Annotated in this window: 24 protein-coding genes; 15 read left to right on the top strand and 9 right to left on the bottom strand. The window is 59.7% G+C overall.

Annotated elements, in window-relative coordinates:
• Positions 1-97 precede the first annotated feature (97 nt).
• Positions 98-832, bottom strand: a complete 735-nt coding sequence (locus ACR3E4_RS03280) for an outer membrane protein (protein WP_480533943.1) — start codon at positions 830-832, stop codon at positions 98-100.
• 220 nt (positions 833-1,052) lie between these two features.
• On the bottom strand, positions 1,053-2,372 hold the full coding sequence (gene miaB / locus ACR3E4_RS03285) for a tRNA (N6-isopentenyl adenosine(37)-C2)-methylthiotransferase MiaB (protein ID WP_480533945.1): 1,320 nt from the start codon (positions 2,370-2,372) through the stop codon (positions 1,053-1,055).
• A gap of 121 nt (positions 2,373-2,493) precedes the next feature.
• Between miaB and ACR3E4_RS03290 the strand changes: the two genes are divergently transcribed.
• Positions 2,494-3,357, top strand: coding sequence for a hypothetical protein (locus ACR3E4_RS03290; protein ID WP_480533947.1), 864 nt, complete (start codon positions 2,494-2,496; stop codon positions 3,355-3,357).
• 73 nt (positions 3,358-3,430) lie between these two features.
• On the opposite strand, the gene ACR3E4_RS03295 is transcribed toward ACR3E4_RS03290, so the two are convergent.
• Positions 3,431-4,228, bottom strand: a complete 798-nt coding sequence (locus tag ACR3E4_RS03295; RefSeq protein ID WP_480533949.1) for a phytanoyl-CoA dioxygenase family protein — start codon at positions 4,226-4,228, stop codon at positions 3,431-3,433.
• Here ACR3E4_RS03295 and ACR3E4_RS03300 point away from each other — a divergent pair.
• Complete coding sequence (locus tag ACR3E4_RS03300; RefSeq protein WP_480533951.1) at positions 4,191-5,210, top strand: LysR family transcriptional regulator; 1,020 nt, start codon at positions 4,191-4,193, stop codon at positions 5,208-5,210. The two genes, ACR3E4_RS03295 and ACR3E4_RS03300, sit on opposite strands and share 38 nt — an antisense overlap.
• Here the strand turns inward: ACR3E4_RS03300 and irrA are convergent, their stop codons facing one another.
• Complete coding sequence (irrA, locus tag ACR3E4_RS03305; RefSeq protein ID WP_480533953.1) at positions 5,211-5,630, bottom strand: iron response transcriptional regulator IrrA; 420 nt, start codon at positions 5,628-5,630, stop codon at positions 5,211-5,213.
• A 188-nt stretch (positions 5,631-5,818) separates the two neighbouring features.
• On the opposite strand from irrA, the gene fabA reads away from it, so the two are divergent.
• Genes fabA through ACR3E4_RS03320 form a run of 3 tightly spaced genes read left to right on the top strand, consistent with a single transcriptional unit; the run spans position 5,819 to position 8,386 of the window.
• Entirely contained in the window at positions 5,819-6,328 is a 510-nt protein-coding gene (gene fabA, locus ACR3E4_RS03310; protein ID WP_480533955.1) for a bifunctional 3-hydroxydecanoyl-ACP dehydratase/trans-2-decenoyl-ACP isomerase, read from the top strand.
• 31 nt (positions 6,329-6,359) lie between these two features.
• On the top strand, positions 6,360-7,589 hold the full coding sequence (gene fabB, locus ACR3E4_RS03315; protein ID WP_480533957.1) for a beta-ketoacyl-ACP synthase I: 1,230 nt from the start codon (positions 6,360-6,362) through the stop codon (positions 7,587-7,589).
• 5 nt (positions 7,590-7,594) lie between these two features.
• Positions 7,595-8,386, top strand: a complete 792-nt coding sequence (locus tag ACR3E4_RS03320; RefSeq protein WP_480533959.1) for an enoyl-ACP reductase FabI — start codon at positions 7,595-7,597, stop codon at positions 8,384-8,386.
• A 256-nt stretch (positions 8,387-8,642) separates the two neighbouring features.
• On the opposite strand, the gene ACR3E4_RS03325 is transcribed toward ACR3E4_RS03320, so the two are convergent.
• Positions 8,643-9,071, bottom strand: coding sequence for an FKBP-type peptidyl-prolyl cis-trans isomerase (locus ACR3E4_RS03325; protein WP_480533961.1), 429 nt, complete (start codon positions 9,069-9,071; stop codon positions 8,643-8,645).
• A 124-nt stretch (positions 9,072-9,195) separates the two neighbouring features.
• On the opposite strand from ACR3E4_RS03325, the gene ACR3E4_RS03330 reads away from it, so the two are divergent.
• From ACR3E4_RS03330 to ACR3E4_RS03365, 8 genes are all read left to right on the top strand, one after another.
• Complete coding sequence (locus ACR3E4_RS03330; RefSeq protein WP_480533963.1) at positions 9,196-9,882, top strand: haloacid dehalogenase type II; 687 nt, start codon at positions 9,196-9,198, stop codon at positions 9,880-9,882.
• On the top strand, positions 9,882-10,709 hold the full coding sequence (locus ACR3E4_RS03335) for an alpha/beta fold hydrolase (protein ID WP_480533965.1): 828 nt from the start codon (positions 9,882-9,884) through the stop codon (positions 10,707-10,709). The genes ACR3E4_RS03330 and ACR3E4_RS03335 overlap by 1 nt, the downstream gene beginning before the upstream one ends.
• Positions 10,706-11,680 (top strand): threonine ammonia-lyase, encoded by a 975-nt coding sequence (locus tag ACR3E4_RS03340; RefSeq protein ID WP_480533967.1) that lies wholly within the window; start codon positions 10,706-10,708, stop codon positions 11,678-11,680. Before ACR3E4_RS03335 ends, ACR3E4_RS03340 begins: the two co-directional genes overlap by 4 nt.
• A gap of 59 nt (positions 11,681-11,739) precedes the next feature.
• Complete coding sequence (gene pcaD / locus ACR3E4_RS03345) at positions 11,740-12,528, top strand: 3-oxoadipate enol-lactonase (protein ID WP_480533969.1); 789 nt, start codon at positions 11,740-11,742, stop codon at positions 12,526-12,528.
• 12 nt (positions 12,529-12,540) lie between these two features.
• Positions 12,541-13,254, top strand: a complete 714-nt coding sequence (locus ACR3E4_RS03350; protein WP_480533971.1) for an alpha/beta fold hydrolase — start codon at positions 12,541-12,543, stop codon at positions 13,252-13,254.
• 118 nt (positions 13,255-13,372) lie between these two features.
• Entirely contained in the window at positions 13,373-14,467 is a 1,095-nt protein-coding gene (locus ACR3E4_RS03355; RefSeq protein WP_480533973.1) for a Zn-dependent alcohol dehydrogenase, read from the top strand.
• A 21-nt stretch (positions 14,468-14,488) separates the two neighbouring features.
• Positions 14,489-15,721, top strand: coding sequence for a mandelate racemase/muconate lactonizing enzyme family protein (locus tag ACR3E4_RS03360; protein WP_480533975.1), 1,233 nt, complete (start codon positions 14,489-14,491; stop codon positions 15,719-15,721).
• Positions 15,722-15,835: 114 nt separating this feature from the next.
• Positions 15,836-16,123 (top strand): ArsR/SmtB family transcription factor, encoded by a 288-nt coding sequence (locus tag ACR3E4_RS03365; RefSeq protein ID WP_480534137.1) that lies wholly within the window; start codon positions 15,836-15,838, stop codon positions 16,121-16,123.
• A gap of 5 nt (positions 16,124-16,128) precedes the next feature.
• On the opposite strand, the gene ACR3E4_RS03370 is transcribed toward ACR3E4_RS03365, so the two are convergent.
• Entirely contained in the window at positions 16,129-19,125 is a 2,997-nt protein-coding gene (locus ACR3E4_RS03370; protein WP_480534139.1) for an ABC transporter transmembrane domain-containing protein, read from the bottom strand.
• Between the two features lie 214 nt (positions 19,126-19,339).
• Here ACR3E4_RS03370 and ACR3E4_RS03375 point away from each other — a divergent pair, with 214 nt between their 5' ends.
• A complete protein-coding gene (locus ACR3E4_RS03375) occupies positions 19,340-19,729 on the top strand; it encodes a DUF3307 domain-containing protein (RefSeq protein ID WP_480533977.1) in 390 nt (129 codons plus the stop codon).
• 3 nt (positions 19,730-19,732) lie between these two features.
• On the opposite strand, the gene ACR3E4_RS03380 is transcribed toward ACR3E4_RS03375, so the two are convergent.
• Positions 19,733-20,194 (bottom strand): Lrp/AsnC family transcriptional regulator, encoded by a 462-nt coding sequence (locus ACR3E4_RS03380; RefSeq protein ID WP_480533979.1) that lies wholly within the window; start codon positions 20,192-20,194, stop codon positions 19,733-19,735.
• Positions 20,195-20,336: 142 nt separating this feature from the next.
• Here ACR3E4_RS03380 and ACR3E4_RS03385 point away from each other — a divergent pair, with 142 nt between their 5' ends.
• Entirely contained in the window at positions 20,337-23,732 is a 3,396-nt protein-coding gene (locus ACR3E4_RS03385; protein ID WP_480533981.1) for an indolepyruvate ferredoxin oxidoreductase family protein, read from the top strand.
• Between the two features lie 189 nt (positions 23,733-23,921).
• Here ACR3E4_RS03385 and ACR3E4_RS03390 read toward each other — a convergent pair whose 3' ends face one another.
• Positions 23,922-24,605 carry a TetR/AcrR family transcriptional regulator gene (locus tag ACR3E4_RS03390; RefSeq protein WP_480533983.1) on the bottom strand — a complete coding sequence of 228 codons (684 nt, stop codon included), beginning with the start codon at positions 24,603-24,605 and terminating at the stop codon, positions 23,922-23,924.
• Positions 24,606-26,150 (bottom strand): trimethylamine methyltransferase family protein, encoded by a 1,545-nt coding sequence (locus tag ACR3E4_RS03395; RefSeq protein WP_480534141.1) that lies wholly within the window; start codon positions 26,148-26,150, stop codon positions 24,606-24,608.
• Positions 26,151-26,152 lie beyond the last annotated feature (2 nt).

Genomic DNA, 26,152 nt, shown 5'->3' on the forward strand with positions numbered 1-26,152 from the left:
GGTGGACGCAAGCAGCAGATTCAAAATTTGCGCGACGGATGGCAAAACCGTCGATTTGCCCCTAAGCCCCGCTACCGCGACCGATCTTTTCTGCGGATCAGAATGTGTAGTTCAATCCAAATCGTAAACCACGATACTTAGGCGTCGATTTGGTGGTGAAGTTTGGTCCCAGTTCAACGGATTTCGATTCGAACTGCAGGTATTCGATCTCACCGGTAATCGACCAGTGTTCGTTCAGCTTGTGCTCGGCGCCCAGGCTGGCCGAGAAACCTTGTCGGCGGTCCGATTCTTCAAAACGCGATGATGAGCTGATATCGGTCAGCGAGGTCGTGGTGGTGATGTCACCCCGCACATATCCCACGGTCACGAAATACAGAATGCTACCGCTTTGGTTGGTCAGGCCGTTCTTCAGGCGGACGGAAAACACATCCGAAATCGCTGACCTGCCGGTCACGGTCGTCTCGCCGATCACGGACGAAGTGCTGTCATCCAGCGTGCCGTAGTCATAACCGATCTCGACGCCGTAAACATAGTCGCGCCCGCCTTTGGCAGGCAGCACACCGCGCCAACCGCCGCGAAACCCGCCGTAGTTGCCATTTGGCTTGAGGTCGCCAAGACCAAACACCGTCTCGCCGCTTACACGCAGGCCAAACTCATCCGAACCACCAGATGCGTGCCCCCCGCTGGCACCTAGATAAAATGCGCTGACATCCCACGCGAAACGATCCGAAGCGGTCGGTTCCGGAGCAATTACATCCGGTTCGGTTACTTCACCAATCACATCACCGGCAAGCGATGGTGCGGCGCAGCCCAACATCACGGCAACGGACATCAAAATCCGAGAATACCCCCGTCGCGGGAAACACATACGGCTCACTACTCACACCTCCACTCACAACCTCTGCCGCGACTGGTCTTTGCCCGACCTGCGCAGAAAGAAAACCCAGAGTTTTACCCCAGTAAAATCTGGTCCTTCTCGGAACATGACTGCGATTGATAAATCAAGGGTTAAATTCCACTGAATTTTACCCCTATGTCACGGGCTGGATCGCCTACAGCAACTCACCGGCCAGCGAATTCGCCCCGGAGGCCGTAATCCTGACCTGTCGCAAATCACCGCGCTGAACATCAGCATTTGCAACGTGAACAGCGTGCAGATACTCGGATTTCCCAACCATCTGGCCCGGTTGGCGCCCGGGTTTCTCAAACAGAACGTTGACAGTGCGCCCAACCATGGCGTCCTGAATCTCGCGCTGATGACGGGTGATCATCGCTTGCAGGCGCTGCAGGCGATCATCCGCCTGTACGGCATCCACCTGTGGCCGTTCTGCCGCAGGGGTGCCGGGCCGGGTCGAGTATTTGAAGGAATAGGCATAGCCGTACCGAACCTCTTCCACCAGATCCAGCGTCGCCTGAAAATCCTCTTCCGTCTCTTCGGGGAAGCCGACAATGAAGTCGCCCGACATCAGAATATCGGGTCGCGCGGCGCGGATTCGTTCGATCAGCCGCAGATAGCTTTCAGCGGTATGGCTGCGGTTCATCCGCTTGAGGATCTTGTCCGATCCCGACTGCACCGGCAGATGCAGATAGGGCATCAGCTTGTCGCATGTGCCATGTGCCTCGATCAGATCATCGGCCATGTCATTGGGGTGCGAGGTGGTAAAGCGGATGCGCTCCAGCCCGTCGACCTTGTTCAACTCCCAGATCAGTCCGGCCAACGTCATATCCCCGTTCGGACCAGCGCCGTGATAGGCATTGACGTTCTGACCCAGCAAAGTGATCTCGCGCACGCCGCGTTCAACCAGATCCTGCGCTTCGCGGATGATGCGGTCGGCTGGCCGGCTGACCTCGGCGCCACGGGTGTAGGGCACAACACAGAAGGCACAGAATTTGTCGCAGCCCTCCTGAACCGTCAGAAAGGCCGTAGGGCCGCGCTTGGCCTTGGGCCGGTTTTTCAGCTTCTCGAATTTGTCCTCTTCGGGGAAATCGGTGTCCAGCGCCTTTTCACCTGTGCGGGTCTTCGCCTCCATCTCGGGCAGGCGGTGATAGCTTTGAGGACCCACCACCAGATCGACCAGCGGCTGGCGGCGCATGATTTCTTCGCCCTCGGCCTGCGCGACACAGCCCGCGACGCCGATTTTCAGATCGGGCTTCTCAGCCTTCAGCCCCTTGAAGCGGCCCAGTTCCGAATAGACCTTTTCCGCAGCTTTCTCGCGAATATGGCAGGTGTTCAGCAGGATCATATCCGCATCGTCTGCAGATTTCGTCTCGACATAGCCCTGCCCGCCCAGCGCTTCGGCCATGCGCTCGCTGTCATAGACGTTCATCTGACAGCCATAGGTCTTGATAAACAGCTTCTTCGGTTCGGACATGGATCGGGCCTCTGGGTTCGCGGGATCGGCGTCGTCTATACGCAACGAACGCCGCTTGCAATGCCGGCGCAATTACCCGAATTTGTCCGGAATTTCCAGCAAGGCGAAACCCGGACAGGCGATGCACTACGATTCCCTCGATCACTTCCTGAAATCCGGTCGGACAGCGCTCGATAAAGGCCCCGTCGCTTTGATCTTTGCCGAGGATGATGTCGAACTGGACGGCACCTTGCGGCACCATCTGAGACTTGGTTTCAAATCCGTTATCGCGTTCATGCCTGCAGAGTTCATCCTCGGCGACGAGTTGACGGATCAAATCCACCGCGTCCCCCTGACCTGTGCACCACGTACAGTTGTGTTCGACGCCATCAACCGCATCATCCAGACTGCGCCCGATATCTGGATGTACTACTGCTACAACGCCGAATACCTGATCTTTTCCTTCTGTGAGACCCGCACCATCGGAGAGTTGCTTGCCTTCCACACCGAGGAGCGGCGCGCGGCGATGCTGACCCATGTGATCGACCTGTATGCCGATGACCTCACAGCCTTCCCGAACGGCGTCGCGCCGGATCGTGCGATGCTCGACAGCGCCGGATATTACGCCCACACCCGCCACGATGCCGGGGGCAAGCCGCTGGACCGGCAACTGGATATGTCCGGCGGCCTGCGCTGGCGATTCGAGGACCACATCCCCTATGCGAGGCGCCGCATCGACCGGATCGGACTGTTCCGATCAAAACTCGACCTGAAGCTGCTGCCGGATCACACCTTCAACGAGGCTGAATATAACACCTACGCCTGTCCCTGGCACAACAATCTGACAGCGGCCATCTGCTCTTTCCGCGCGGCCAAAGCGCTGAAAACAAATGCGGGATCAGCCTTCGGCATCTCCGATTTCCGCTGGGCGCATTCGGTGCCGTTCGAATGGAACTCGGCCCAATTGCTGCAACTGGGCCTGATCGAATCCGGTCAGTGGTTCTGATCCGCACTTCATCTGGCTCAAAATATCCCGGGGGAGTCGCGGCCTGCCGCGGCGGGGGCAGAGCCCCCTGCCCTCACCTCTGCAAAAGAACCGGAAACCAATCCTCACGCAAATGCTGTCCCGGCGCCATCTCATGCCCCGGAAACGGAGGCGAGGTGCGCCCCGGCCGCTCGACATAGCGCGCATCGTCGCCCACCAGACGCAGCGAAAACGCACGCCGACGGCTGTCAGATTGATTGCCCCGCGCGCCATGCAATGTGCGATAGTTGAAGGCCACTGCGTCACCGGGCTCCATTTCGAACTCGACCACCCGCATGCCTTCGGCATCCGGATCCGGAATGGGGATGTACTGACCTTCATCGGGGAAGAATCCCTCTTCGCTGACCCAGCGGGTCGGCAGCACCTCTTTCTCCCACCGGTGCGATCCCGCCACACAGCGCAGGGTCGCCTGCTTCACCGGGTCCAGAGGTGACCAGAAACTGATCGTCTGCTGACCTTCGACAAAGTAATAGGGCCCGTCCTGATGCCACGGCGTTGCCATCGAGGTGCCTGGCTCTTTCACCAGCACATGGTCATGAAACATCTGCACCCGGTTCGACTGCATCAAATCTGCCGCAACTTCGGCTGCGGGCGAATTCTCGATTACGTCCCGGAACTGCGGAATGCGGGTCCAGTTGCAATAGTCGTCGAAGAACCGCCCCGTCTCACCCTCTTTCTTGTTTTCCGAAGCATACGGTCCCGGTTCGGCCATATTGGCAGCCACCCCGTCGCGCAAGGCGTCAACGTGGTCAATAAAAAGTCCTTTGATCAGTACGACACCATCGGCCTGAAAGGTGTCGATCATCTTTTGGGTGACAAGGCGGTGCGGCATTTCAGTCTCCAATACAGCTCAAATTGATCTGCACATGATTGTTGCCACTGTTCAAATCATATCTCTTAAACTTACTATTAACTTCATGTTATATATTTCTCTGCGCCAGTACGAATACGTTTGCGCCATCGGCCGGTGCGGCAGCCTCTCGCTGGCCGCAGAACAGGTCAACGTTTCGCAACCCGCCCTGTCCAACGCCCTGACCCGTGTCGAATCGCATCTGGGATATCCCCTGTTCTCGCGCCGACGCGGTGCGGCGATGGCGCTGACACCTCAGGGCCGAAAATTCATCGAAGAAGCCGAAGCCTTGCTGAATCACGCCGCGCTGTTGGAAAATTCAAAAGAACCTGTAGCAGGCGCAAAGAGGCTGCGGCTGGGCTGTTTCATAGATCTGGCCCCGTTTCTGTTAGCCCAGGCCCTTCACACGCTCAAACGTAAGCTGCCTGATATAGAGGTGACCCATGGCGTCGAGAGTTTTGAGGATCTGATCACCGGCTTGATCGAAGGCACGTTCGATCTGGCCATGACATATGACCTGGGTATGGACGCGGGATTTACCCGTTCAAAACTGTTCGACAGCAGTCCCTGCGCGCTGGTCAGCCCGGACCACCCCCTTACCAAGCGTCGTCAGACAACGCTGGCAGAACTCGAATCTTACCCCTTGATTCTGTCCAAAGAAGGCTTGTCCGCCCAACATGTTCTTGGGTTATTCAAACAGCTCGGACTGAATCCCACGGTTTCAAATCGCGCTGAATCGCTGGAGATCCTGCGCAGTTTCTCGGCACATGGCGAAGGGGTTGGAATAAGCTATGCAAGCCCAGAAAACGCATACAGCTATGATCGCCTGCCATTGATCAGCGTGCCGATAAGTGATCCGAGTGCGACAGAGGCTGTGGTTCTGGCCCGCCATGGCACCGGGCCAACGGACGCAATCATTGCAACGGCTGAACAGGCGCTGCTCGAAACTATGCAATCGGGGTAATTACTGCTTTCTGCGCAGGCGGATCACCACGTCGACCGAGGCAATCTCGACCCCGTCAGGGGCCTGCGGCAATTGCTGGATGACCAGCTGATCCGAGGGCGCATCGCTCAGGCGGCTTTCATCTTCCCAGAAGAAATGCGGATGGTCATGCGTGTTGGTATCGAAATAGCTTTTCGACCCATCCACGGTGATTTCCTGCAACACGCCTGCCTCGCAGAACGCCCGCAGGGTATTGTACACGGTAGCCAGCGACACCGCGTCGCCCTTCTTTTTGGCGGACTCGAACAGACTTTCAGCCGTAACATGACGATGCAGCCCGTCGCCGACGAGCAACTCGGCCAGAGCAACCCTCTGACGCGTCGGTCGCAATCCTGCGCCAACCAACCAATTCGTCGCGATTTCACGGCTCTGGGGTGTCATGAATCCGATACCTGTGTTTTCCTACCCTTTATATAAGGGCGCAGGCACAGCAATTTCAAATGAAATTCATTCGCAAAGAATGTCGTAAGCACAACATGATATGGCGCCCTGCTCTTGCAGGACCTTGCATACGGGTGCTAGGTGAGGCCAGATATAACGAACGGACCCTGGCAGGAGAGGCGGCAAGAATGGCCCAATTCCCGAGCAGCTTTGACAAAGACGATCTGCTGAAATGCGCCCGCGGCGAACTTTTTGGCCCGGGCAATGCGCAGTTGCCCGCTCCACCGATGCTGATGATGGACCGCATCACCGATATCTCGGAAGATGGCGGCGCGCATGGTAAAGGCCATGTTCTGGCCGAGTTCGACATTACGCCTGATCTTTGGTTCTTTGACTGCCATTTCCCCAGCAATCCGATCATGCCCGGCTGTCTGGGGCTGGACGGTCTGTGGCAGCTGACCGGTTTCAATCTGGGCTGGCGCGGCTGGCAGGGGCGCGGCATGGCCGTTGGTGTGGGCGAGGTCAAGCTGACTGGCATGGTACGCCCGGATCGCAAGATGCTGACCTACAAAATCGATTTCAAAAAGGCGATTCAGACCCGCCGCCTGACCATGGGTGTGGCGGATGGTATCGTCGAAGCGGACGGCGAAATGATTTACGACGTCAAGGATATGAAAGTCGTTCTGTCCGAAGCCTGAGCCTGACGGCCCCAAACTAAGGAGCACGCACATGCGTCGAGTAGTTGTCACCGGTTTGGGGGTTGTCTCCTCCATCGGGAACAATGCCGAAGAGGTTCTGGCCTCACTCAAAGCTGGAAAATCCGGAATTGAGGCCAATGAGCAGATGGTTGAACATGGCTTTCGCAGCCAGATCGCCGGAACGCTCAATATTGATGTGGCCGAGCATGTGGACAAGCGCACGCTGCGGTTCATGGGCCCCGGTGCCGCCTATGCCCATATCGCGATGAGTCAGGCCATTGCGGATTCCGGTCTGAGCGAAGATCAGGTGGTGAACCCGCGCACCGGTCTGGTGGCCGGGTCCGGTGGCCCCTCGACCAGCGCCATGCTGACCGCGCATCAGACCGTGCTGAAAAGCGGTGCGACCAAACGGATTGGGCCGTTTGCGGTGCCGAAATGCATGTGCTCGACCATTTCCGCGAACCTGGCGACCGCGTTCAAGATCAAGGGTATCAACTACTCGATCACTTCGGCCTGCTCGACCTCGCTGCATTGCATCGGCAACGCGGCGGAACAGATCATGCTGGGCAAGCAGGACGTGATGTTCGCAGGCGGCGGCGAAGAACTGGACTGGACCCTGTCCTGCCTGTTCGACGCCATGGGTGCGATGTCGTCGAAATACAATGATACGCCCGAGAAAGCCTCGCGCGCGTTCGATGAAAACCGCGACGGGTTCGTGATTTCCGGCGGCGGCGGCATCGTCGTGCTGGAAGAACTGGAACATGCACTGGCCCGTGGCGCCAGGATTTATGCCGAAGTGACCGGCTATGCCGCCACCTCGGACGGCCACGACATGGTGGCCCCGTCCGGCGAAGGCGGCGAGCGGGCGATGCGTCTGGCACTGGACACACTGCCCGAAGGCCGCAAGGTCGATTATATCAACGCTCATGGCACTTCGACCCCGGTCGGCGATGTGGGCGAGGTCGAGGCCGTGCGCCGCATCTTTGGCGAGGGCAACGTGCCGCCAATCTCGTCGACCAAGTCGATGACCGGCCATGCGCAAGGCGCGGCGGGCGCGCTGGAGGCGATCTTTTGCCTGCTGATGCTGGATAATGATTTCATTACACCGTCGATCAATGTCGACACACTTGCCGAAGGCATCCTGCCCGGTGAAATTGCAACTCAAGTGGTTGAAAACGCAGGACTGGACAGTGTCATGACCAACAGCTTCGGCTTTGGCGGCACCAACGGGTCCATGATTCTGTCGAAGTATAACGGGTGAACAAGATGTCGGATCTTCTCAAGGGTAAACGCGGCCTGATCATGGGCGTGGCCAATGACCGTTCGATCGCGTGGGGCATTGCCAAGGCCATGCACGAGGCGGGCGCGGAACTGGCATTCACCTATCAGGGCGAGGCGTTCGGCAAACGGCTGGAGCCGCTGGCGCAGAGCCTGGGCAGCGATTTCATGGTCGATGCGGATGTTACGGATGACGAATCGCTGGACCGTGCGTTTGACGAACTGGGCGCTCGCTGGCCGACCATCGACTTTGTCGTTCACGCCATCGCCTATTCGGACAAATCGGAACTGACTGGCCGGTTCCTGAACACCACACGGGCGAATTTCAAGCATTCGCTGGACGTCTCGGCCTATTCCTTCATCGAAGTTGCGCGCCGCGCCTATCCGCTGATGAAGGACAATGGCGGTACGCTGCTGACGCTGACCTATCAGGGATCTAACAAGGTTGTGCCCAATTACAACGTGATGGGTGTGGCCAAGGCGGCGCTGGAATCGGCGACACGTTATCTGGCAAATGATCTGGGTCCCGAGGGCATCCGCGTCAACGCGATCTCACCCGGTCCGATGAAGACGCTGGCCGGCGCTGCCATCGGCGGTGCGCGCAAGACCTACAAGTTCTGCGACCAGAACGCGCCGATGCGCTCGAACGCCACGCTTGAGGCGGTGGGCGGCACTGCGGTCTATCTGGCATCGGATGCGGGCACCTATACCTCGGGCGAGATTATTCGTGTCGATGGCGGCTATCACATTCTGGGTATGCCGCAGCCCGAAGCGATGTGACCTTTTCTTTCCCTGCCGATGCCAAGATTTAACCATGTTTGACCGGCAGGGATTGCTATATGAGCAAACTCGAACAGATCCTGGCCAGCAATGGGCGGTCACTTTACTTCCGGCGGAAGGTCGGAGGCATACACGCGAGCGTTTTACTTGTTACGCTCAGCATGCTGTTATTCGCATTGGTGTTCATGACCCAACCGCAGGTTCGTGATGCGGTCGGGCCTTTACTTGCCCAAATACCAGGGCTCTGACCCAAAGGTCAGTTGATCGAAACGATCTCGATATCGAAAATCAGGTCTTGCCCGGCCAACGGGTGATTGGCGTCAAGCGTCACGGTCGCTTCATCAGCCTCTACCACCGTCACTGGCAAGGCCTGCCCATCCGGGGTTTGCATCTGCAGCTGCGTGCCCGGTTCCAGCGGGATGTCATCGGGGATACCTTCACGCGGGATCTGCTGCCGCATACCCGGATTGATCGGGCCATAGGCGTCGGTACAGGCGATTTCGACGCGTTTCTTTTCACCGATCTCCATCCCCGGCAGCGCCGCATCCAGACCCACAATGATCTGTCCCGACCCAACCGCAAACTCCAGCGGATCGCGCCCCTCGGAACTGTCAAAGACTTTGCCGTCCAGCAGAGTTCCGGTGTAGTGGATGCGAACGGTGTCGCCTTGTTTGATTGCGGTCATGTGGGCCTCCGGCCTGTAAGGGGATAAACGCCGCAGCCTAGAGGCTGACACGGTATTGTAAACCCTGCCCTCTTTAACCTGTGAAGCAGTTGTGCTTACCTGCGCCCGATCAGGGGAGGATCAGATGGCAATCACCACTTGTGTATTCGACGCTTACGGCACGCTTTTCGACGTCGCAGCAGCCGCGAGACAGGCCGCCGCCGAGCCGGGTTTCGAGGCGCTGGCTGACAAATGGCCCGAACTGGCCAACCATTGGCGTCTGAAACAGTTGCAATATACGTGGCTTCGCGCCGTGGCCGATGCGCATGGCGATTTCTGGGACGTGACGCAGGACGGGCTGGATTGGGCGCTTGAGGCGACCGGTTTGCGGGGCGACGACACCCTGCGCCAACGCCTTCTGGACCTTTATTGGGAATTGCAGGCTTATCCCGAAGTCCCCGAGATGCTGAAGGCGTTGAAAGCGGGCGGTATGCAGACGGCCATCCTGTCCAACGGTTCGCCTCCGATGCTGGACGGCGCGGTGCAATCCGCCGGGATCGCAGAGGTACTGGACGACGTGCTTTCAGTCGAAAGCGTCGGCGTCTTCAAACCACATGCCCGCGTCTATGATCTGGTACAGGGCCGGTTCGGCTGCGCCCGCGACGAGGTCTTGTTCGTCAGTTCCAATGGCTGGGACGCCGCCGGCGCCAGCGGTTACGGCTTTGTCACCGCATGGGTCAACCGCTCGGGCGAGCCGATGGATCGTCTGCCGTGGAAACCGGCGCATGTGTTGTCTGATCTGACATCGATTCCGCAGCTTGCAGGGCTGTGATGGCATTTTTCACCACGTCCGATGGCAAACACCTTTATTTCGAGGATACCGGGTCGGGTCAGCCCCTGCTCTGCCTTGCAGGGCTGACCCGCAACAGTCGGGATTTCTCGTTCCTGGCACCGCATATCAGCGACGTGCGAATGATCGCGATGGATTATCGCGGGCGTGGGCAGTCTGACCATGACCCGGACTTCATGAACTACAACATCCTGCGCGAAGGGCTGGATGCGATCGAGTTGCTGGACCATCTGGGCCTGAAGAGGGTCACGATCCTCGGCACCTCGCGCGGCGGGTTGATCGCCATGGCGCTGGCCGCCAGCCATCCGGATCGTCTGGCTGGTGTCGTCCTGAACGATGTCGGGCCAGTGATCGAAGCTGAGGGGATCGCCAAGATCATAGATTATGTGGGCAAGCCGCCCGCTGCAAAGACCTATGAGGAGGCTGCAGAAGCCCTGCAGAAAATCATGGAGCCTCAGTTCCCCGGTGTACCGCTCTCCATCTGGCGGCGGCAGGTTGAACATCAGTATCAGCAAACCGAGACCGGCCTTGACCTGCGCTATGACAGCGCCCTGCGTGAGGCACTGATCCAACAGGCCGCAGCAGGCCCGACGCCCGATCTTTGGCCGCTGTTCGACGCATTGCGCGATATCCCGACCGGAGTGATCCGGGGGGCGAACTCTGACCTGTTCAGGGCCGCCACGCTCAGCGAGATGCAAAGCCGCCATCCCGGCCTGATCTCAGCCGAGATCGCAGACCGGGGGCATGTGCCGTTTCTGGATGAGCCAGACGCCCTCGACGTCATCCGCAAAACACTGGACGCGATATGAGCAGCATCAAATTGATCGAAGCCGCCGCCGAGCGGCTGAACGGGCATGTACGCGAAACGCCTCTGCTGTCTTCTCCGTTTCTGGACGAGATTGCCGGACGCAGGGTGCTGGTAAAGCCTGAATGTCTGCAACACACCGGCAGTTTCAAGTTTCGTGGCGCATGGTCTGCAATTTCGGCGCTGGATGAGGCGGTGCGGCAACGAGGTGTCATCGCTTATTCCTCGGGCAATCACGCGCAGGGGGTAGCCTATGCGGCCAGCCAGCACGGGATATCCTCGGTCATCATCATGCCATCGGACGCGCCGCAGCTGAAGATCGAGAACACGCGCGCCTTGGGGGCCGAGGTCGTGCTGTATGACCGCGCCAATGAAAGCCGGGAAGAGATCGGCGAGGCACTGGCCACCCAACGCGGGCTGACCCTGATCCGGCCGTATGACGAACCGCAGGTTATCGCGGGACAGGGCACCGTCGGGCTGGAACTGGCGCGGCAGGCAAAGATTCACGGCGTGACAAAAGCCGATGTGCTGGTCTGCTGCGGCGGAGGCGGACTGACCTCGGGCATCGCATTGGCGCTGGAGCATCACGCCCCCGGCCTGCGCGCCCGGCCTTGCGAACCGGAGGGGTTCGATGACGTCAAACGCTCGCTTGCATCGGGCACGATCCAGACCAACCCCGCGTCGTCTGGCAATATCTGCGACGCAATCCTAACTCCGCAGCCGGGGCAGATCACTTTTCCAATCCTGAACCGGCTCTGCGGTCCCGGGCTGTCGGTGACCGAACAAGAGGCGTTGCGCGCGATGGGGTTGGCGTTCCTGCGCCTCAAGATCGTGCTGGAACCGGGCGGTGCTGTCTCGCTGGCCTCGGCGCTGTTCCGGGCTGATCAGATCGAAGGCGATGCGGTGATCGTCGTCGCTTCGGGTGGCAATGTGGACCCGCAGGTTTTTAAACAGGCGTTGGAATTCCTGACCTGACAATCGGCCCCAACCGGTGCACAATCGCACCTCAAAGCCATTTGCTCAGGACTCATTTGATGCACATCGCCGATCTTGGAGACGTCAGGATACATTACCGCGTCGACGGAGACCCGGACGGCGCGCCGCTGGTCTTCGCCAACTCGTTAGGCACCGATATGCGCCTGTGGGACGGGATTGTGCCGCTGTTGCCCAAGGGTCTGCGCATCATTCGTTTCGACAAGCGCGGCCATGGCCTGTCTTCGCAACCTGACGGGCCATATTCCATGGGGACGCTGGTACGGGACGCTGAACGGCTGCTGGACCATCTTGAGGTCAAGGATTGCATGTTCGTCGGCCTGTCCATTGGCGGGATGATTGCGCAGGGTCTGGCGGTCAAGCGCATGGATCAGATCCGCGCGCTGGTCCTGTCGAATACCGCCGCCAAGATCGGCACGCCCAAGATCTGGCAGGAGCGTATGGATGCGGTCCGCAAAGGCGGGATCGAGGTGTTGGCGGATGCCACCATGGAGCGGTGGTTCTCAAGACCCTTCCACGCCAGTGCCGATCTGGCCTTGTGGCGCAACATGATGGTGCGACAACCCGAAGAAGGATATCTCGGTTGCTGTGCCGCGATTTCGGGTACGGATTTCTATACGCCCACCAGCGGCCTGCGGCTGCCAACGCTTGGGATTGCAGGCAGCGAGGATGGTTCGACCCCAGCCGATCTGGTGCGCGAAACCGTCGATCTGATTCCCGGGTCCCGGTTTACGCTGATCCGCAGGGCGGGCCATTTGCCCTGTGTTGAGCGACCGGCGGAATATGCTGATTTGCTCGTGAATTTCCTGACCGAAACCGGGCATGTGTAAGGGAGCGTAGATTTGGCTGATTTCCTGCTGGTTCACGGATCATGCCACGGCGCCTGGTGCTGGCGCGACCTGATCCCCGAATTGACCACGTTCGGACATACCGCGCGCGCCATCGATATGCCCAGCCACGGCTCGGATCCGACGCCGATTGCCGATGTAACGCTGGACACTTGCCGCGATGCAGTTCTGAATGCCACGACACCCGATACGATTGTGGTCGGTCATTCCTGGGGTGGCTATCCGGTTAGCGCTGCCGCCGAACATGCGCCCGACGCGATGCGGGGGCTTGTCTATCTCTGCGCCTATGTCCCGCAATCCGGTCTTTCGATGGTCGAAATGCGCAAACGTGCGCCCCGGCAATTGATCGGGGACGCGGTCGAAAAATCCGCCGATGGCTTGTCTTACAGCGTCTTGCCAGACCGAGTGCATGGGCTGTTCTATCATGACTGCCCGCGCGCGGTGGTTGCCTATGCCTTGGGTCGGCTCTGCCCGCAGGCTATCGCGCCGCAAAACACACCGCTTGAGATCGGTGAGAACTTCGCGCGTGTTCCAAAAGCCTATATCCGCACGACCGACGACCGGACCGTTCCGACCGAATATCAGGCCGAGATGGCGCAGTCGGTGGAACCGGGGCCGAGCCTGACAATCGACAGCTCTCATTCGCCGTTCTTTTCCCATCCCGAACATCTGGCTGGGCTGCTGCACCAGATCTCGCAGCAGATATAGGGGTATTCGGACCTCTGTACATGGCATTGAGTACAGCAGCGACACGCGAGTGGCGGATTCTGCCTTGCCTGTTGACCCGCAACGGGCCACCGTGACCTCAAAAGGAACGGGGAGAGACATGCAATCCATCAAAGCAGCCGTGTGCCGTGAATTCGGCGCGCCATTGGTGATCGAGGATATTCTGATCGCGCCGCCCTCCATGGGCGAAGTTGAGGTCACACTGGAAGCGGTGGCGATCTGCCACTCGGATATCTCATTCGCCAGCGGCGCATGGGGGGGGCATCTGCCCGCCGTCTACGGGCACGAAGCCGCCGGGGTCATCTCGGCGGTCGGAGATGGCGCCGGAGACTTCAAGGTCGGCGACCCGGTGGTCGTGACACTGATCCGCGCCTGTGGCTCCTGTCCGTCCTGCGCGGGGGGCAAGCCAACCATCTGCGAAACACCGTATGACACCGTCAATGGGCCGCTGCGCACTGCCGATGGTGGCGCGCTGGAACAGGCGATGGCCTGTGGCGCCTTTGCCGAGAAGGTCGTGGTCAGCCATCGTCAGATCGTCAAGATTCCCGAGACTTTGCCCAAGGACCTCGCCAGCCTGCTGTCCTGTGGCGTGATCACCGGGGTTGGTGCAGCTGTCAATGCCGCAGGGCTGCGTCCTGGTCAGGATGTCGTCGTGATCGGAGCGGGCGGGGTCGGCCTGAATGCCATTCAGGGCGCGCGCATCGCCGGGGCCCGCCGCATCGTCGCCGTGGACATGACCGAGGAAAAGCTTGAGATCGCCAAGGAGTTTGGCGCAACCCACGGCGTTCTGGGCAGCCTCAAAGAGCCTTGGAAAGCTACCTTCAAGGCGCTCGGCGGGCGGGGCGCCGATGCGGTCCTGATCACCGTCGGCGCGATCCCGGCCTATGATCAGGCCCCCCGCTATCTGGGCCGGGGCGGAAAGGCGATCATGATCGGGATGCCGCATTCCGGCGATATGTCCAGCTACGAACCCGTGGTTCTGGCCGCTCTGGGTCAGGGAATGGTCGGATCGAAAATGGGCGATGTGGTGATCCAGCGGGATATCCCATGGATGATCGACCTGTATGAACAGGGGCGGCTGAAACTGGATGAGCTGATCTCGGGCCGCTGGTCGCTGTCGCAGATCAACGAAGCCATCGAGGACACCAAGACCGGCGCCGCCAAGCGCAATGTGATCATGTTCGACAAGGACTGACATCCGGGGAAGGAGCGCCGCATGAAACTGCAGGATCTCGATATCATTGTCACCGCGCCTCCGGCACCCGGTTGGGGCGGGCGGTATTGGATATTGGTCAAGGTCACGACCGATACGGGGGTGATCGGATGGGGGGAGTGTTATGCCTCGTCCGTTGGCCCTGAAGCGATGAAGCATGTCATCCGCGATGTGTTCGAACGGCACATGATGGGCGAAAACCCCGAGAATATCGAACTGATGTTCCGCCGCGCCTATTCCAGCGGATTCACCCAGCGCCCCGACCTGACGGTGATGGGCGCGTTTTCGGGGCTCGAGATCGCCTGCTGGGACATCCTTGGCAAAGATCGGGATCGTCCGGTTTATGCGCTGCTGGGCGGGCGGATGAATGACCGGATACGGTCCTACACCTATCTCTATCCGCTGCCGCAGCATAATTTGACGGATTTCTGGACCTCGCCGGAACAGGCCGGTGAATGCGCCGCCGAAATGGTGCGGCGTGGCTATACCGCGGTGAAGTTCGACCCTGCCGGTCCCTATACCATCCGAGGGGGGCATATGCCCGCGATGACCGACATTTCGCTCTCGGTCGCGTTCTGCAAGGCCATTCGCGAGGCAGTGGGGGACAGGGCTGATCTTCTGTTTGGAACCCACGGACAATTCAATACCGCCGGGGCCATTCGTCTGGGTCAGGCGTTGGAGCCATTCTCGCCGCTCTGGTTCGAAGAACCCACACCACCCGACATGATCGAGGATATGGCCCGTGTGGCCCGCGCCGTTCGTATCCCCGTCGCCACGGGTGAGCGGATGACCACCAAGGCCGAATTCGGTGCGGTTCTGCGCGCAGGCGCGGCCGAAATCCTGCAACCCGCGCTTGGACGCGCAGGCGGCATCTGGGAAATGAAGAAGGTCGCGGCCATGGCAGAGGTATTCAACGCCCAGATGGCCCCGCATCTTTATGCCGGGCCCATCGAATGGGCCGCCAATACCCATCTGGCCGCATCCATTCCAAACCTGCTGCTTTTGGAATCCATTGAGACGCCCTTCCACGATCAACTGATCAAGGGCTCGATCCGGGTCGAAGATGGCTTCGTCACTCCACCCACAGCGCCCGGTCTCGGGATCGACGTGGACGAGGATCTCGCCCGCGCCCACCCCTATTCGGGCGACGGGTTGCACCTGCAGATGCAGGAAGATCCCTGCGATTATAGGCACGGAAACGCCTTTCAGGGTGGTGCTCCGGCGACCGAGGGGTGACAATCCGCAGCCGGATAGGGCATATTATTCAGACCCCCTAACGATATATCGGTTTTTTTCGTGACGACTCAGCCCTCAGAGACCAGAACACTTCCCGCAGACCCCTCGGCTGACATGAAGGAAAGTGCCACACAAGCGACAGCGTTTCTGAAAGCGCTGGCTCATGAGGGCCGCCTGATGATCCTGTGCCATCTTGGCGCAGGCGAAAAATCTGTTGGTGAGTTGGAAGACTTGCTGGGGATGCGGCAAGCCGCCGTCAGCCAGATGCTGGCCCGTCTTCGCGAAGAACGGATGGTCAAGGCACGGCGCGATGGAAAGACGATCTATTACGCGCTGAACGACGGCAAAACCGAACGCATCATCGCATTGCTCTATGATCTGTTTTGCAAACCTGAAAGCTGATCTGACTAGTTCGAGACATAGCCCGAGATCACCTGCAGCAGCTTGAACGCGGTTGCGGCGTCGTTTTCGACCACGGCCAGGAATTCCTCTTCCCCGATACGCAGACAGGACAGCTCGGTCTCGGCCACCATGCTTAGGGCGCGGGGTTCCTTGCGGATCAGGCCCAGCTCACCCACCAGCGCCCCTGCCCCGACTTTGGTGATCAGCTGGTCCGCCTGCCCCGGCTGCGGCAGATACAAGCCCGCCTCGCCTTCCAAAATAACATAGGCACCGTCAGTCGGCTGATCATCCTTCAGGAAAATCACCTGCCCCGGCTTGGCATCGAACCAGCGTGCACCAAAGGCCAGCAGGCGCAGCTGACGCCGGTCGAGGCCGGAAAACAGCGGCGTTTGTTCCAGCGCCCGCAGCTTGCGCCCAAGGTCAGCCGAGGCCGCGCCATCGCCTTCGATATCGGTGGGTCCATCATCCGTCACCACCCGACCTTGCCGGATTTCGACATGCATGTCGAATACATCCGGGTTTTCGAACTGATCGTTCAAATAGATCACGGTCGCATCCGGCAGCAATTCGCGCAGGTTCTTGTAAACCGCAACCTGCGTCTGCATGTCATAACTGGCCAGCGCGTTTTCGAGGATCAGGATGTCCGGCTTTTTGATGGTCGCGCGGGTAAAGGCCAAAGGCTCGGCAAAAACCGCAGGCAGATTTTGCCCGCCCAGCGCCACCGGAACGTCATAGATCAATTCGACCACCATCGGGCGCGCGCCGTTTTCTGCCAGCACGTCCACGATCAGCTTGCGCGCCTCATCCGTACGCGCGCCACCGATCTGGCTAACCTTACCGAAAAGCGCGTTCTCCATCACCGTCAATCCGGGGGCGAAGGCGTGTTCATCCAGCGGCACAAAGACATCATGCAACCGTTCCAGCAGCTTCTCCGAATGGCTGTGCCGGAGTTCCAGAATGCGGTTCTTCAACTCGTCTGAAAAGGCAGGCCCGATCTGTTCCGCCGAGATCACGAAGGGCACTGCCAGCAGATTGGCAAGCTGTTCGTCGTTCAGCCCGCCCACGCCTTCCTTGCGGGTCAGCTCGACCAACTCAACCGCGGCTTCGTAAGTTTTGACGTCAAGGCCCAGCTTGCGAAACAGCGGATGATCGGTGCCGTCCAGCCCGAAGATCTGGCGCAGCATCTCGATCACATCGCGGGTCAGATTGGCCAGGGTCTCGTCCAGACGCAACTCGCGCAGCTGGCCCAGGAACACCGTCTGCTGCGCCAGCAATTGCTGTGTGACCGGAACGCAGGGCGTTGCAAACAGCAGGTTTTCGGCCACAGGCAGCGCCGGGTTATAGGCATCCCGATCAAATACCAGCGCCTGTTGTTCCAGCCCGGCATCGCGCACGGCCTTTTGCACCAATGGACGCAATTCGATCAGTTTTGACGCAAGTGCCGGACGCTCATCCGCGTTGAAAACCTGCTCGGCCCCCCTTTGGAACAGCGTCGCGCCCGAGCCCATTCCGTCGATCAGTTTAAGCCACCATTCGCGCAGATGCGTAGTATCGTCGAACCCCACCAGGCTGGGGTCCAGCCATTCGGTACGAAAGGGGTCGGTACTGTTGCCTGCGCGCAAAGTCTCGACAAAGTCGGGATCGTCAGTTGCGGTGGATATGGGGCGAGACCGGATCGGCATCATCACGTTATCGCCCAGCGACCCCTGGAACATCACGGGGCGTGAGGTTGCCAGCCCGATCCGAGCCGCAACGACGCCTTGATGCAGCCCGGCCATGTCGACGCCCCCAACTTCAAGCCGCCCCGAGGTGGGCAGGATCTCACGCGTCAGCAATTCGGTAAGCGCGTGGCGGTCCTCTTCGCTGGGGGCCGAGATACCGATGGTCTTGCCAGCCGGAAAGGTCAGTTCCAGATCATCCAGCACCTGATTGCCGTCAATATCGCGGACCGAGACCCGATCCAGTACGATGTCGCCGTTCAGATGCGGCCGCGCTGCGGGCTCTCCGTCGAAGAGGGCTTCATCGATCATCCCGTCGGGCGCGAAACGTTCGACAACCACCTCCCAGCGCAGTGACATGTCCTGCGTCTGGTTGTAATAGGTCAGCAACTCCTTCCACGGCGAGCTGAGGTCTTTATACGCCGCAAGCGCAGCCACCAGCGCCCCCAGCGAGACCGAGCCCTGCAGCACCAGCAGGCCGCCCACCAGATAGAACATGAACGGCGTCAGCTGCGAGATGAAGTTGTTGAGGAACTTCATGAAGAATTTCTTCTGGTAGATCTCAAAGCGGATGCCGAACAGCCGCCCCAACTGGTCCGAGATCATCGCCCGGCGATAGCGCCAGCCGCCATTTGCCCGCAGTGTCGAGGCCCCGGCGGCGTTCTCACCGATCTGGGCGGCCAGCACGCGGACCTCTTGAATGCGTTTCTTGTTCAGCAGATTGATCTGACGTTGCAGGCGCGGAATCAGCCAGGCCTGCAGCGGGATCAGCGCCACCGCCGCCAACCCGAACCAGACGCTTTGCAAAAACAGGAAGGACAGGATGGTGATCATCTGACCGGCCTGCAGCACCGGCTGGCTGATCGCATCTCCCATCAACCCACCCATCGGCTCGCTTTCGGCGGTGATCATCGACACCATTTCGCCTTGACTTACCCGCTCGAAATAAGGCTGGGGAAAGCGCAGCGCGCGACTGATCAGCTGATAGCGGAACCGGCGCAGCATCCGCTCGCTCAACACGCCTTTCATGGTGTTGATGCGCATTTTCATCAGGCCGTGGGCCAGAACCGCAGCCAGAAAAGCAAAGCACAAAATCATCAGGAAGGTGGTCTGCGGCAGGTCATAGCCCCAGACATTGACAATATCGCTGGTCGCACCAATCGCGTCGTTGATGATGCGTTTGGGCAGCTCCAGCGTCAGATACAGCAACGGGAACAGCGTCGCCGTTACGGCCAGCAGGATCAACTGGTCGCGTTTGGAGTATTTCCAGATGAACCGAAAAATCGTTCGTTCTATGGAACCCGCCCCTGCTTTTGATCCGCCGCGAAAATCGATGTTTTTGGCGTGAATACAACGGCCCGAAGTTACCGCAATCGTGTCCGTGGACGCAATTAAATTTACAAATTGCGCCGAAATGCCCTTGTGTGAACAAGTTCATTTGCGCGGCGGGCAATTACCCCCTAATCTTCTGATTCAGGACGATATCGGGAGGATTATTTTGCCTGCCAGCTTTGGCGCTGTGTTTCTGTTGCTCTGCCTGCTTCAGATCAAACACATGTTTGCCGACTATTATTTACAGACGCCCAAAATGCTGTCCGGGCGAGGCTCGTATTTACATATCGGGCGCGCGCAACATGCTGCTGTGCATGTTGTCGGATCTGTCCTCATCTTTGCTTTGTTCCGTGCACCGGTCGAATTCATTCTGATCATCGCAGCACTGGAATGGATCGTACATTTCCACATCGACTTTGCCAAAGCGCATTATTCCGACCGCAGGCAGCTGCAACCCAATCAGGCCGCATTCTGGCGCGCGGCGGGTCTGGATCAGCTTATGCACAACCTGACCTATATCGGCATGGCCTGGGCCTGGGTGGCCTTCGCGACCTGAAAATCAGGGCACAATCGGGCGGTTTTGCTTGATCGTGCGCAACACAACATTGGTCTGCGCGCTGGCGACCGCCGGCAGGCGGAACAGAAAATCCTCGAGAAAGATATTGTAGGCCGCCAGGTCGCGGCACAATACGCGCAGGTGGTAATCGGCCTGGCCTGTCGTCGCATAACATTCCTGCACCTCCCGACTGGCCTCGACCGCGCGAATGAAATCAACGATTTTCTCGGGGTCGTGGCGCGTCAGGTGGACATGCACGATCGCCTCAAACGTCAAACCCATGGCAGGGGGGTTCACCAGCGCCCCGTAACGCTCGATCACGCCCGCCTCTTCCAGCGTCCGCACCCGGCGCCACAGGGCCGAGGCCGACATCCCGACCGCATCAGCCAAATCGGCGTTGGATAAACGGCAGTCCGTTTGCAGCAGCGCCAGAATACGTCGGTCTCTGTCATCAAGCTTTATCATGACGCAAAATTTATCCTACCACTACGTGATTATCGAATAAAATATCCAACTTTTGCTCATTACATGCAAACTCTGACAGAATTATCCAGATATTTCGGCTTAGAATACCAGCTCCCAAAGGTAATGCCCATGGATACCCGGAATGAGCCATCACGAGCCTGCCCCCCGCACCTATCAGCTTGAGGATCGATATGAACTGACCCAAGGCCGGGTCTTTTTGACCGGAACTCAGGCGCTTGCACGGATCATGATGGATCAGGCCCGGCGTGATCGTCAGGTCGGGCTGAACACTGCGGGGTTTGTCTCGGGCTATCGCGGGTCGCCGCTGGGCGGGCTGGATCTTGAGCTTTGGCGTGCAAAGGAACGGCTGGATGCCGACCGCATTACATTCATGCCCGCCGTGAACGAAGACCTTGGCGCGACGGCAGTTCTGGGGGCGCAACAGGCAACGCTGGACCCGCAATGCGAGGTCGAGGGCATCTTCTCGATGTGGTACGGCAAAGGCCCCGGCGTCGACCGGTCAGGGGACGCGCTGAAACATGGCAACGCCTATGGATCGGCCCCCAAGGGTGGCGTGCTGGTAGTGGCGGGCGATGATCATGGCTGCGTCAGTTCATCCATGCCGCACCAGTCGGATGTCGCCTTCATGGCGTGGTTCATGCCGACATTGAACCCGGCCTCGGTCGAGGAATATCTGCAGTTTGGCGAATATGGCATTGCCCTGTCCCGCTTTTCGGGCACATGGGTCGGATTCAAAGCCATCTCGGAAACGGTGGAAAGCGCGCGCTCCGTCGACCTGCGCCCGGATCGCAATTTCACGCTGCCGCAGATCGAACTACCCGAACGCGGCCTGCATGTTCGGGGCGCCGACCTGCCCTCGCCCGAGATCGAGACCCGTATCCGGCACAAGCTGCGCGCCGTGCGGGCCTTTGCCGAAGAGAACCCGATTGATCGGCGCATCTACGACATCGACAAAGCCAAGTTCGGTTTCGTGACCACCGGCAAGGGGCATCTCGACCTGATGGAGGCCTTGCGTTTGCTGGGTCTGGACGAGGACGCCTGCCGCCGTCTGGGGATCGACATCTACAAGGTCGGCATGGTCTGGCCACTGGCGCGGCGCAACGCGCTGCGCTTTGTGAAAGGCAAGGCCGAGGTTCTGGTTGTCGAGGAAAAGCGCGGCATCATCGAAAGCCAGTTCAAGGAATATTTCTATGACTGGCCGGGCGACAAGCCCCACAAGATGGTTGGTAAGTATGACAGCCATGGCGAGCCGCTGATCCCATGGACCGGCGAACTCAGCCCCCTGATGCTGGCCCCGATCGTGGCCGCCCGTCTGGACACGTTCTTTCCGGAAGAACGCTTGCCCGCCAAGGCGCGGGCTCTGACCGAAACGCCTGCGCCGGTGATCAATGTGTCAGGCGCGGTGCGCACGCCCTATTTCTGCTCGGGCTGCCCGCACAATACGTCGACCAAAGTTCCCGAAGGCTCTACCGCGGCAAGCGGGATCGGCTGTCACGTCATGGCGTCGTGGATGGATCGCGAGACGGTCGGCTATGCCCAGATGGGGGGTGAAGGCGTGCCCCATGTTGTCGCCTCGCAATTCAATGGCGGCAAGCACATATTCCAGAACCTTGGCGAGGGGACGTGGTACCATTCGGGTTCTCTCGCGATCCGTCAGGCGGTCGCGGCGGGGACGAACATCACCTACAAGATCCTCTACAACGATGCCGTCGCAATGACCGGAGGGCAGCCGGTGGACGGCCCCGTCAGCGTAGCGGGTATCGCTCAGACCTGTCGCGCTGAGGGGGTCGAGCGGATCGCGCTGGTTTCGGACGACATCACCAAATTTCAACGTACAGACTTCCCGGCGGGCACAACGTTCCACGACCGGGCCGAGATGGACGGGCTGCAACGCGAACTGCGCGACATCCCCGGCGTCACCATCCTGATCTATGAACAAACCTGCGCCACCGAAAAGCGCCGCCGTCGCAAGCGCGGCACGATGGAGGACCCCTCGACATTCGTCTGGATCAACGATCTGGTCTGCGAAGGCTGCGGCGATTGCTCGGTCGCGTCAAACTGCCTGAGCGTCGAGCCGCGCGAAACCCCGTTGGGACGCAAGCGCAAGATCAATCTGAGCTCGTGCAATAAGGATTTCTCGTGCCTGAACGGGTTCTGCCCGAGTTTCGTGACCATCGAAGGCGCAACCCGGCGAAAGCGGGCCGTCGCGCTTGACCTTGATGCGCTTGAGACCGGCCTGCCAAGCCCCAGGCTTCCGTCTTTGGAAAATCCCCTTGATCTGCTGGTGACCGGCGTCGGTGGCACCGGGGTGGTCACGGTCGGGGCTCTGATCACCATGGCGGCGCATCTGGAAGGCAAAGGTGCCTCGGTTCTGGATTTCACCGGATTTGCCCAGAAGTTCGGAACCGTGCTTAGCTATATCCGCCTTGGCACCGCGCCCGGGGCGCTCAATCAGGTGCGTATTGATCAGGGTGCCGCTGACGCGGTGATTGGTTGTGATGTTGTGGTCAGTTCTGCCCCCAAGGCCTCGGCCCATTATGCCCGGGGCACGCGCGTGGTGTTGAACAGGGCTGAGATGCCGACCGGAGACCTCGTGCTACGGCGTGATGCGCAATTGCGGGTCGATGCGCGGGAACAGGCGATTGCCGATGTGGTGGGCGTGGACAACCTGTCCAGTCTGGATGCGAACGCACTGGCCGAGGCGCTGTTGGGGGATGCGGTCTTCGCCAATGTCATCATGCTGGGTTACGCGTGGCAAAAAGCGCTGGTTCCCGTAACGCAGACCGCATTGGCGCAGGCCATCCTGCTGAATGGCGTCGCGGTTGAAAAAAACCGACTGGCCTTCGCCCTTGGACGTTGTCTGGCAGTTGATCCTGATCGGATTCAGGGATCAGTGCAAACGGCTGAGGCGGAAGAAACGTTGGACCAGATGATCGCCCGCCGGGTCGCGTATCTGACAGATTATCAGAACGCCGCCTATGCAGACCGCTATGCGCAACGGATCGAGACCATCCGGGCGTCAAAGCCGGAATTCTCTGATCGCATCCTGGCATCCATCGCTCGCAACCTGTTCCGTTTCATGGCCTACAAGGACGAGTTCGAAGTCGCCCGGCTGCAGACCTCCTCGGCCTTCGCAGATGAGTTGGCGCAGCAGTTCGAGGGTGATTTCAAAACCAGATACCATTTCGCCCCGCCAATGCTGAGCTGGCGCAAGGATGAGAGGGGAAGGCCCATCAAACACACTTTCGGACCCTGGCTGCGCCCGGTCCTGAACACATTGGCCCGTGCGAAGGCATTGCGCGGCAAAATCTGGAACCCGTTCGGATATCACTCCGAAGCGCGACTGCACCGCGCCATTCTGACTTGGTACGAAACCCTGCTGGACCAGCTCGCATCAAACGCCGCTGCCCTGCCCGAGGCGGAATGGCTGGAACGTCTGGCCGAAGCAGATGAAATCCGGGGCTTCGGTCCGGTGCGCGCAGACAGCTTTGCTGCGGCGCGCAAACGGGTCGCCTAGCCCGTAATCGAGAAACTGTTCTGGGCGTTGATCGGTCGCTTCCGGAAATAGCACACGGCATCAACGCCCGGACCAATATGGGGAAGCTCAGACCTCAGCGGATTGCGATCCAGCGACAGGGCTATTTATTCGGCCTTCGGCACGTTGGCACACGGGGCACGGATCAGACCGGCGCGGATGATGATCGTGTCAGGACCGTTCATGATCTTTCCCCTCCCAGAAGTGTTTCGCATAAGCGCTGAATTCCGCGATTTCCTCGGGGCGCGGCTCGACCCCAGTAAAAACATAAAGATAGTGCGGAACCATCGACAAACGCACAGCCATCGGTTCGTTCAACTGAGCAAAATCATAGCCGAGCTGCATGTAATACAGAACACGGGCGCGCGTTTCGGCCTCGGTTTCGTCATAGCCATGGCGCACGAACATCGCGCGTAATGCGGACAGTCGCAGCGCGTCGGACTGGTCCAGCATACGACGCACTTTACCCGACCGGCGCGCCCAGTCGCGTACGGCAAAATCCAGCGCCGTATCGAACAAAGCAGCGTTCACAACACATCGCTGAACATTGCAGACTGCCGCGGTGATTGTCTTGGCGGGCAGCTCGGACTGCGCAATCAAGGCCGCCGTATTGGTCGCCTGCCACTTGTCCAGAAGCGCGTCCAGCAACTGTTGCCGGGACTTGAAATACCAGTAGAACGATGACCGCGAGACCGCCATGCGCTCCGCCAGATTCATCACTTTCACCTGCTCGACCCCGTCCGAGATCAGCACATCCATCGCCACGTTCAGCCAGTCATCACGGGTGACCTTGATGTTGCCGACCAGCGGTTCGGCCTTTGGGTCGTCGCGGTGGAGGATGGGTTTGCTGCTCATTCAACTCTCCGGCGGGGCGCCGCCCTCGGCCGTGCGGCGGGCTATGAAATCCTGCAACGCGCCAATGCGGTCACTATCCTGCGCGGGTGCTTCGAAATTGGCCAGAATGTCTTTCCACACACCGGTTGCGCGATGGTTGGTGTCCACTGCGCCGCGCTCGGTCCAGGTGCCAAAATTCGCGTAATCGTGCACATGCGGCTGGTAGAACTCGGTGTTGTACCGTTCCATGGTCTGGCTGGTGGCGAAGAAATGGCCGCTGGGGTCGACCTCTCGCAGGGCGGTGTCATAGCCGATCTCGGCAGCGCCCGCCTGCGCCCCGGCGCAGAGTTCAGCGACCATGTTCAGCACTTCGGCGTCACAGATCATCTTTTCGAAGGACACGGTCAAGCCGCCCTCAAGCCAGCCCGCCGAGTGGATGATGACCGTCGCCCCGGCCATCAGGCAACCCCAAAGTCCGAACTGGTTTTCATTGGCCGCCTGCACGTCGTTGATATTAGCAGCCGATCCCGCCGCAGACCGCCACGGCAGGCCCAGATGCCGCGCCAGTTGCCCCGCCGCCAACGATGCCTGAAAATGCGAGGGCGTGCCGAATGCCGGTGCCCCTGATTTCATGTCCACATTGCTGGTGAAGGTGCCATAACAGACCGGCGCGCCCGGATGTGTCAGTTGCGTCAACGTCAGCGCCGCCAGCGCCTCGGCATGAGACAACGTAATCGCCCCTGCCACGGTGATTGGTGCCATGGCCCCCATCAAGGTGAAGGGCGTAATGATCGACATCTGGCCGTAACGTGCAAAGTCGATCAGGCCCTGTGCCATTGGAATATCCAGCGTGCGCGGGCTGTTGGTGTTGATGATCGTGTAGCTATGCGGATTGGCGCGAAACTCATCATCCGACAGGCCACGCGCGGTGGACAGCATCTCGAAACAATCCATCACCTGCGGTGTTCCGCGTGAGAAAAAGAAAGGGAACTTGTCCGTCAACTCCATCTGCGCCTGTGTGGTGAAGTAATGACGCAGATGGGTCGGCACGTCTTGCGGTTCAACCTGGGGCGAGATCATCTGGAACACGTCGAAATGATGCGTCAGTTTCAGAAATTCCAGATAGTCCTGCCCTGTCGCAGGGCGTCGCCCCCGTTCCAGATCGGTGGCGTTCGGCGCGCCTGCCCCGGGCTGAAACACCAGCGAGCCCAGCTCGAGCGAGAAATCCCTGCGCCGCGCCCCGGCGCGGCAGGCAATGGATTTCGGGGCCGAGGCGACTGCGGCCTCGACCATATCGCGCCCGATGAAAACCATTTCGCTGTCTTCATCCACGCGGGCACCGCCTTTGGCATAGATCCGGCGGGCCTCGGGCAGCAGGACCTTCATACCCAGCTCTTCCAACATGCGCAGGGCGGTTTCATGCATGTCTGCGATCTGATCCGCCGGGAATACCTCCATCAGCGGGAAGGGGTTTTTTAGTTGGCGATAGTTCACATCGCGGCTGGGCGGTGGGGCGGCCTCAGCCCCCCGCCCGCGGCGCCTGCGTTCCCGGTTCTGCGCCACCATCA

The organism is Ruegeria sp. AP11, from assembly GCF_056535865.1.

Excerpts from the sequence above, each read along its gene's own strand:
- ACR3E4_RS03280 (WP_480533943.1), bottom strand. The coding sequence starts at position 832 with ATGTCCGTTGCCGTGATGTTGGGCTGCGCCGCACCATCGCTTGCCGGT.
- miaB (WP_480533945.1), bottom strand. The coding sequence starts at position 2,372 with ATGTCCGAACCGAAGAAGCTGTTTATCAAGACCTATGGCTGTCAGATG.
- ACR3E4_RS03290 (WP_480533947.1), top strand. The coding sequence starts at position 2,494 with ATGCACTACGATTCCCTCGATCACTTCCTGAAATCCGGTCGGACAGCG.
- ACR3E4_RS03295 (WP_480533949.1), bottom strand. The coding sequence starts at position 4,228 with ATGCCGCACCGCCTTGTCACCCAAAAGATGATCGACACCTTTCAGGCC.
- irrA (WP_480533953.1), bottom strand. The coding sequence starts at position 5,630 with ATGACACCCCAGAGCCGTGAAATCGCGACGAATTGGTTGGTTGGCGCA.
- fabA (WP_480533955.1), top strand. The coding sequence starts at position 5,819 with ATGGCCCAATTCCCGAGCAGCTTTGACAAAGACGATCTGCTGAAATGC.
- fabB (WP_480533957.1), top strand. The coding sequence starts at position 6,360 with ATGCGTCGAGTAGTTGTCACCGGTTTGGGGGTTGTCTCCTCCATCGGG.
- ACR3E4_RS03320 (WP_480533959.1), top strand. The coding sequence starts at position 7,595 with ATGTCGGATCTTCTCAAGGGTAAACGCGGCCTGATCATGGGCGTGGCC.
- ACR3E4_RS03325 (WP_480533961.1), bottom strand. The coding sequence starts at position 9,071 with ATGACCGCAATCAAACAAGGCGACACCGTTCGCATCCACTACACCGGA.
- ACR3E4_RS03330 (WP_480533963.1), top strand. The coding sequence starts at position 9,196 with ATGGCAATCACCACTTGTGTATTCGACGCTTACGGCACGCTTTTCGAC.
- ACR3E4_RS03335 (WP_480533965.1), top strand. The coding sequence starts at position 9,882 with ATGGCATTTTTCACCACGTCCGATGGCAAACACCTTTATTTCGAGGAT.
- ACR3E4_RS03340 (WP_480533967.1), top strand. The coding sequence starts at position 10,706 with ATGAGCAGCATCAAATTGATCGAAGCCGCCGCCGAGCGGCTGAACGGG.
- pcaD (WP_480533969.1), top strand. The coding sequence starts at position 11,740 with ATGCACATCGCCGATCTTGGAGACGTCAGGATACATTACCGCGTCGAC.
- ACR3E4_RS03355 (WP_480533973.1), top strand. The coding sequence starts at position 13,373 with ATGCAATCCATCAAAGCAGCCGTGTGCCGTGAATTCGGCGCGCCATTG.
- ACR3E4_RS03360 (WP_480533975.1), top strand. The coding sequence starts at position 14,489 with ATGAAACTGCAGGATCTCGATATCATTGTCACCGCGCCTCCGGCACCC.
- ACR3E4_RS03365 (WP_480534137.1), top strand. The coding sequence starts at position 15,836 with ATGAAGGAAAGTGCCACACAAGCGACAGCGTTTCTGAAAGCGCTGGCT.
- ACR3E4_RS03380 (WP_480533979.1), bottom strand. The coding sequence starts at position 20,194 with ATGATAAAGCTTGATGACAGAGACCGACGTATTCTGGCGCTGCTGCAA.
- ACR3E4_RS03385 (WP_480533981.1), top strand. The coding sequence starts at position 20,337 with ATGAGCCATCACGAGCCTGCCCCCCGCACCTATCAGCTTGAGGATCGA.
- ACR3E4_RS03390 (WP_480533983.1), bottom strand. The coding sequence starts at position 24,605 with ATGAGCAGCAAACCCATCCTCCACCGCGACGACCCAAAGGCCGAACCG.
- ACR3E4_RS03395 (WP_480534141.1), bottom strand. The coding sequence starts at position 26,150 with ATGGTGGCGCAGAACCGGGAACGCAGGCGCCGCGGGCGGGGGGCTGAG.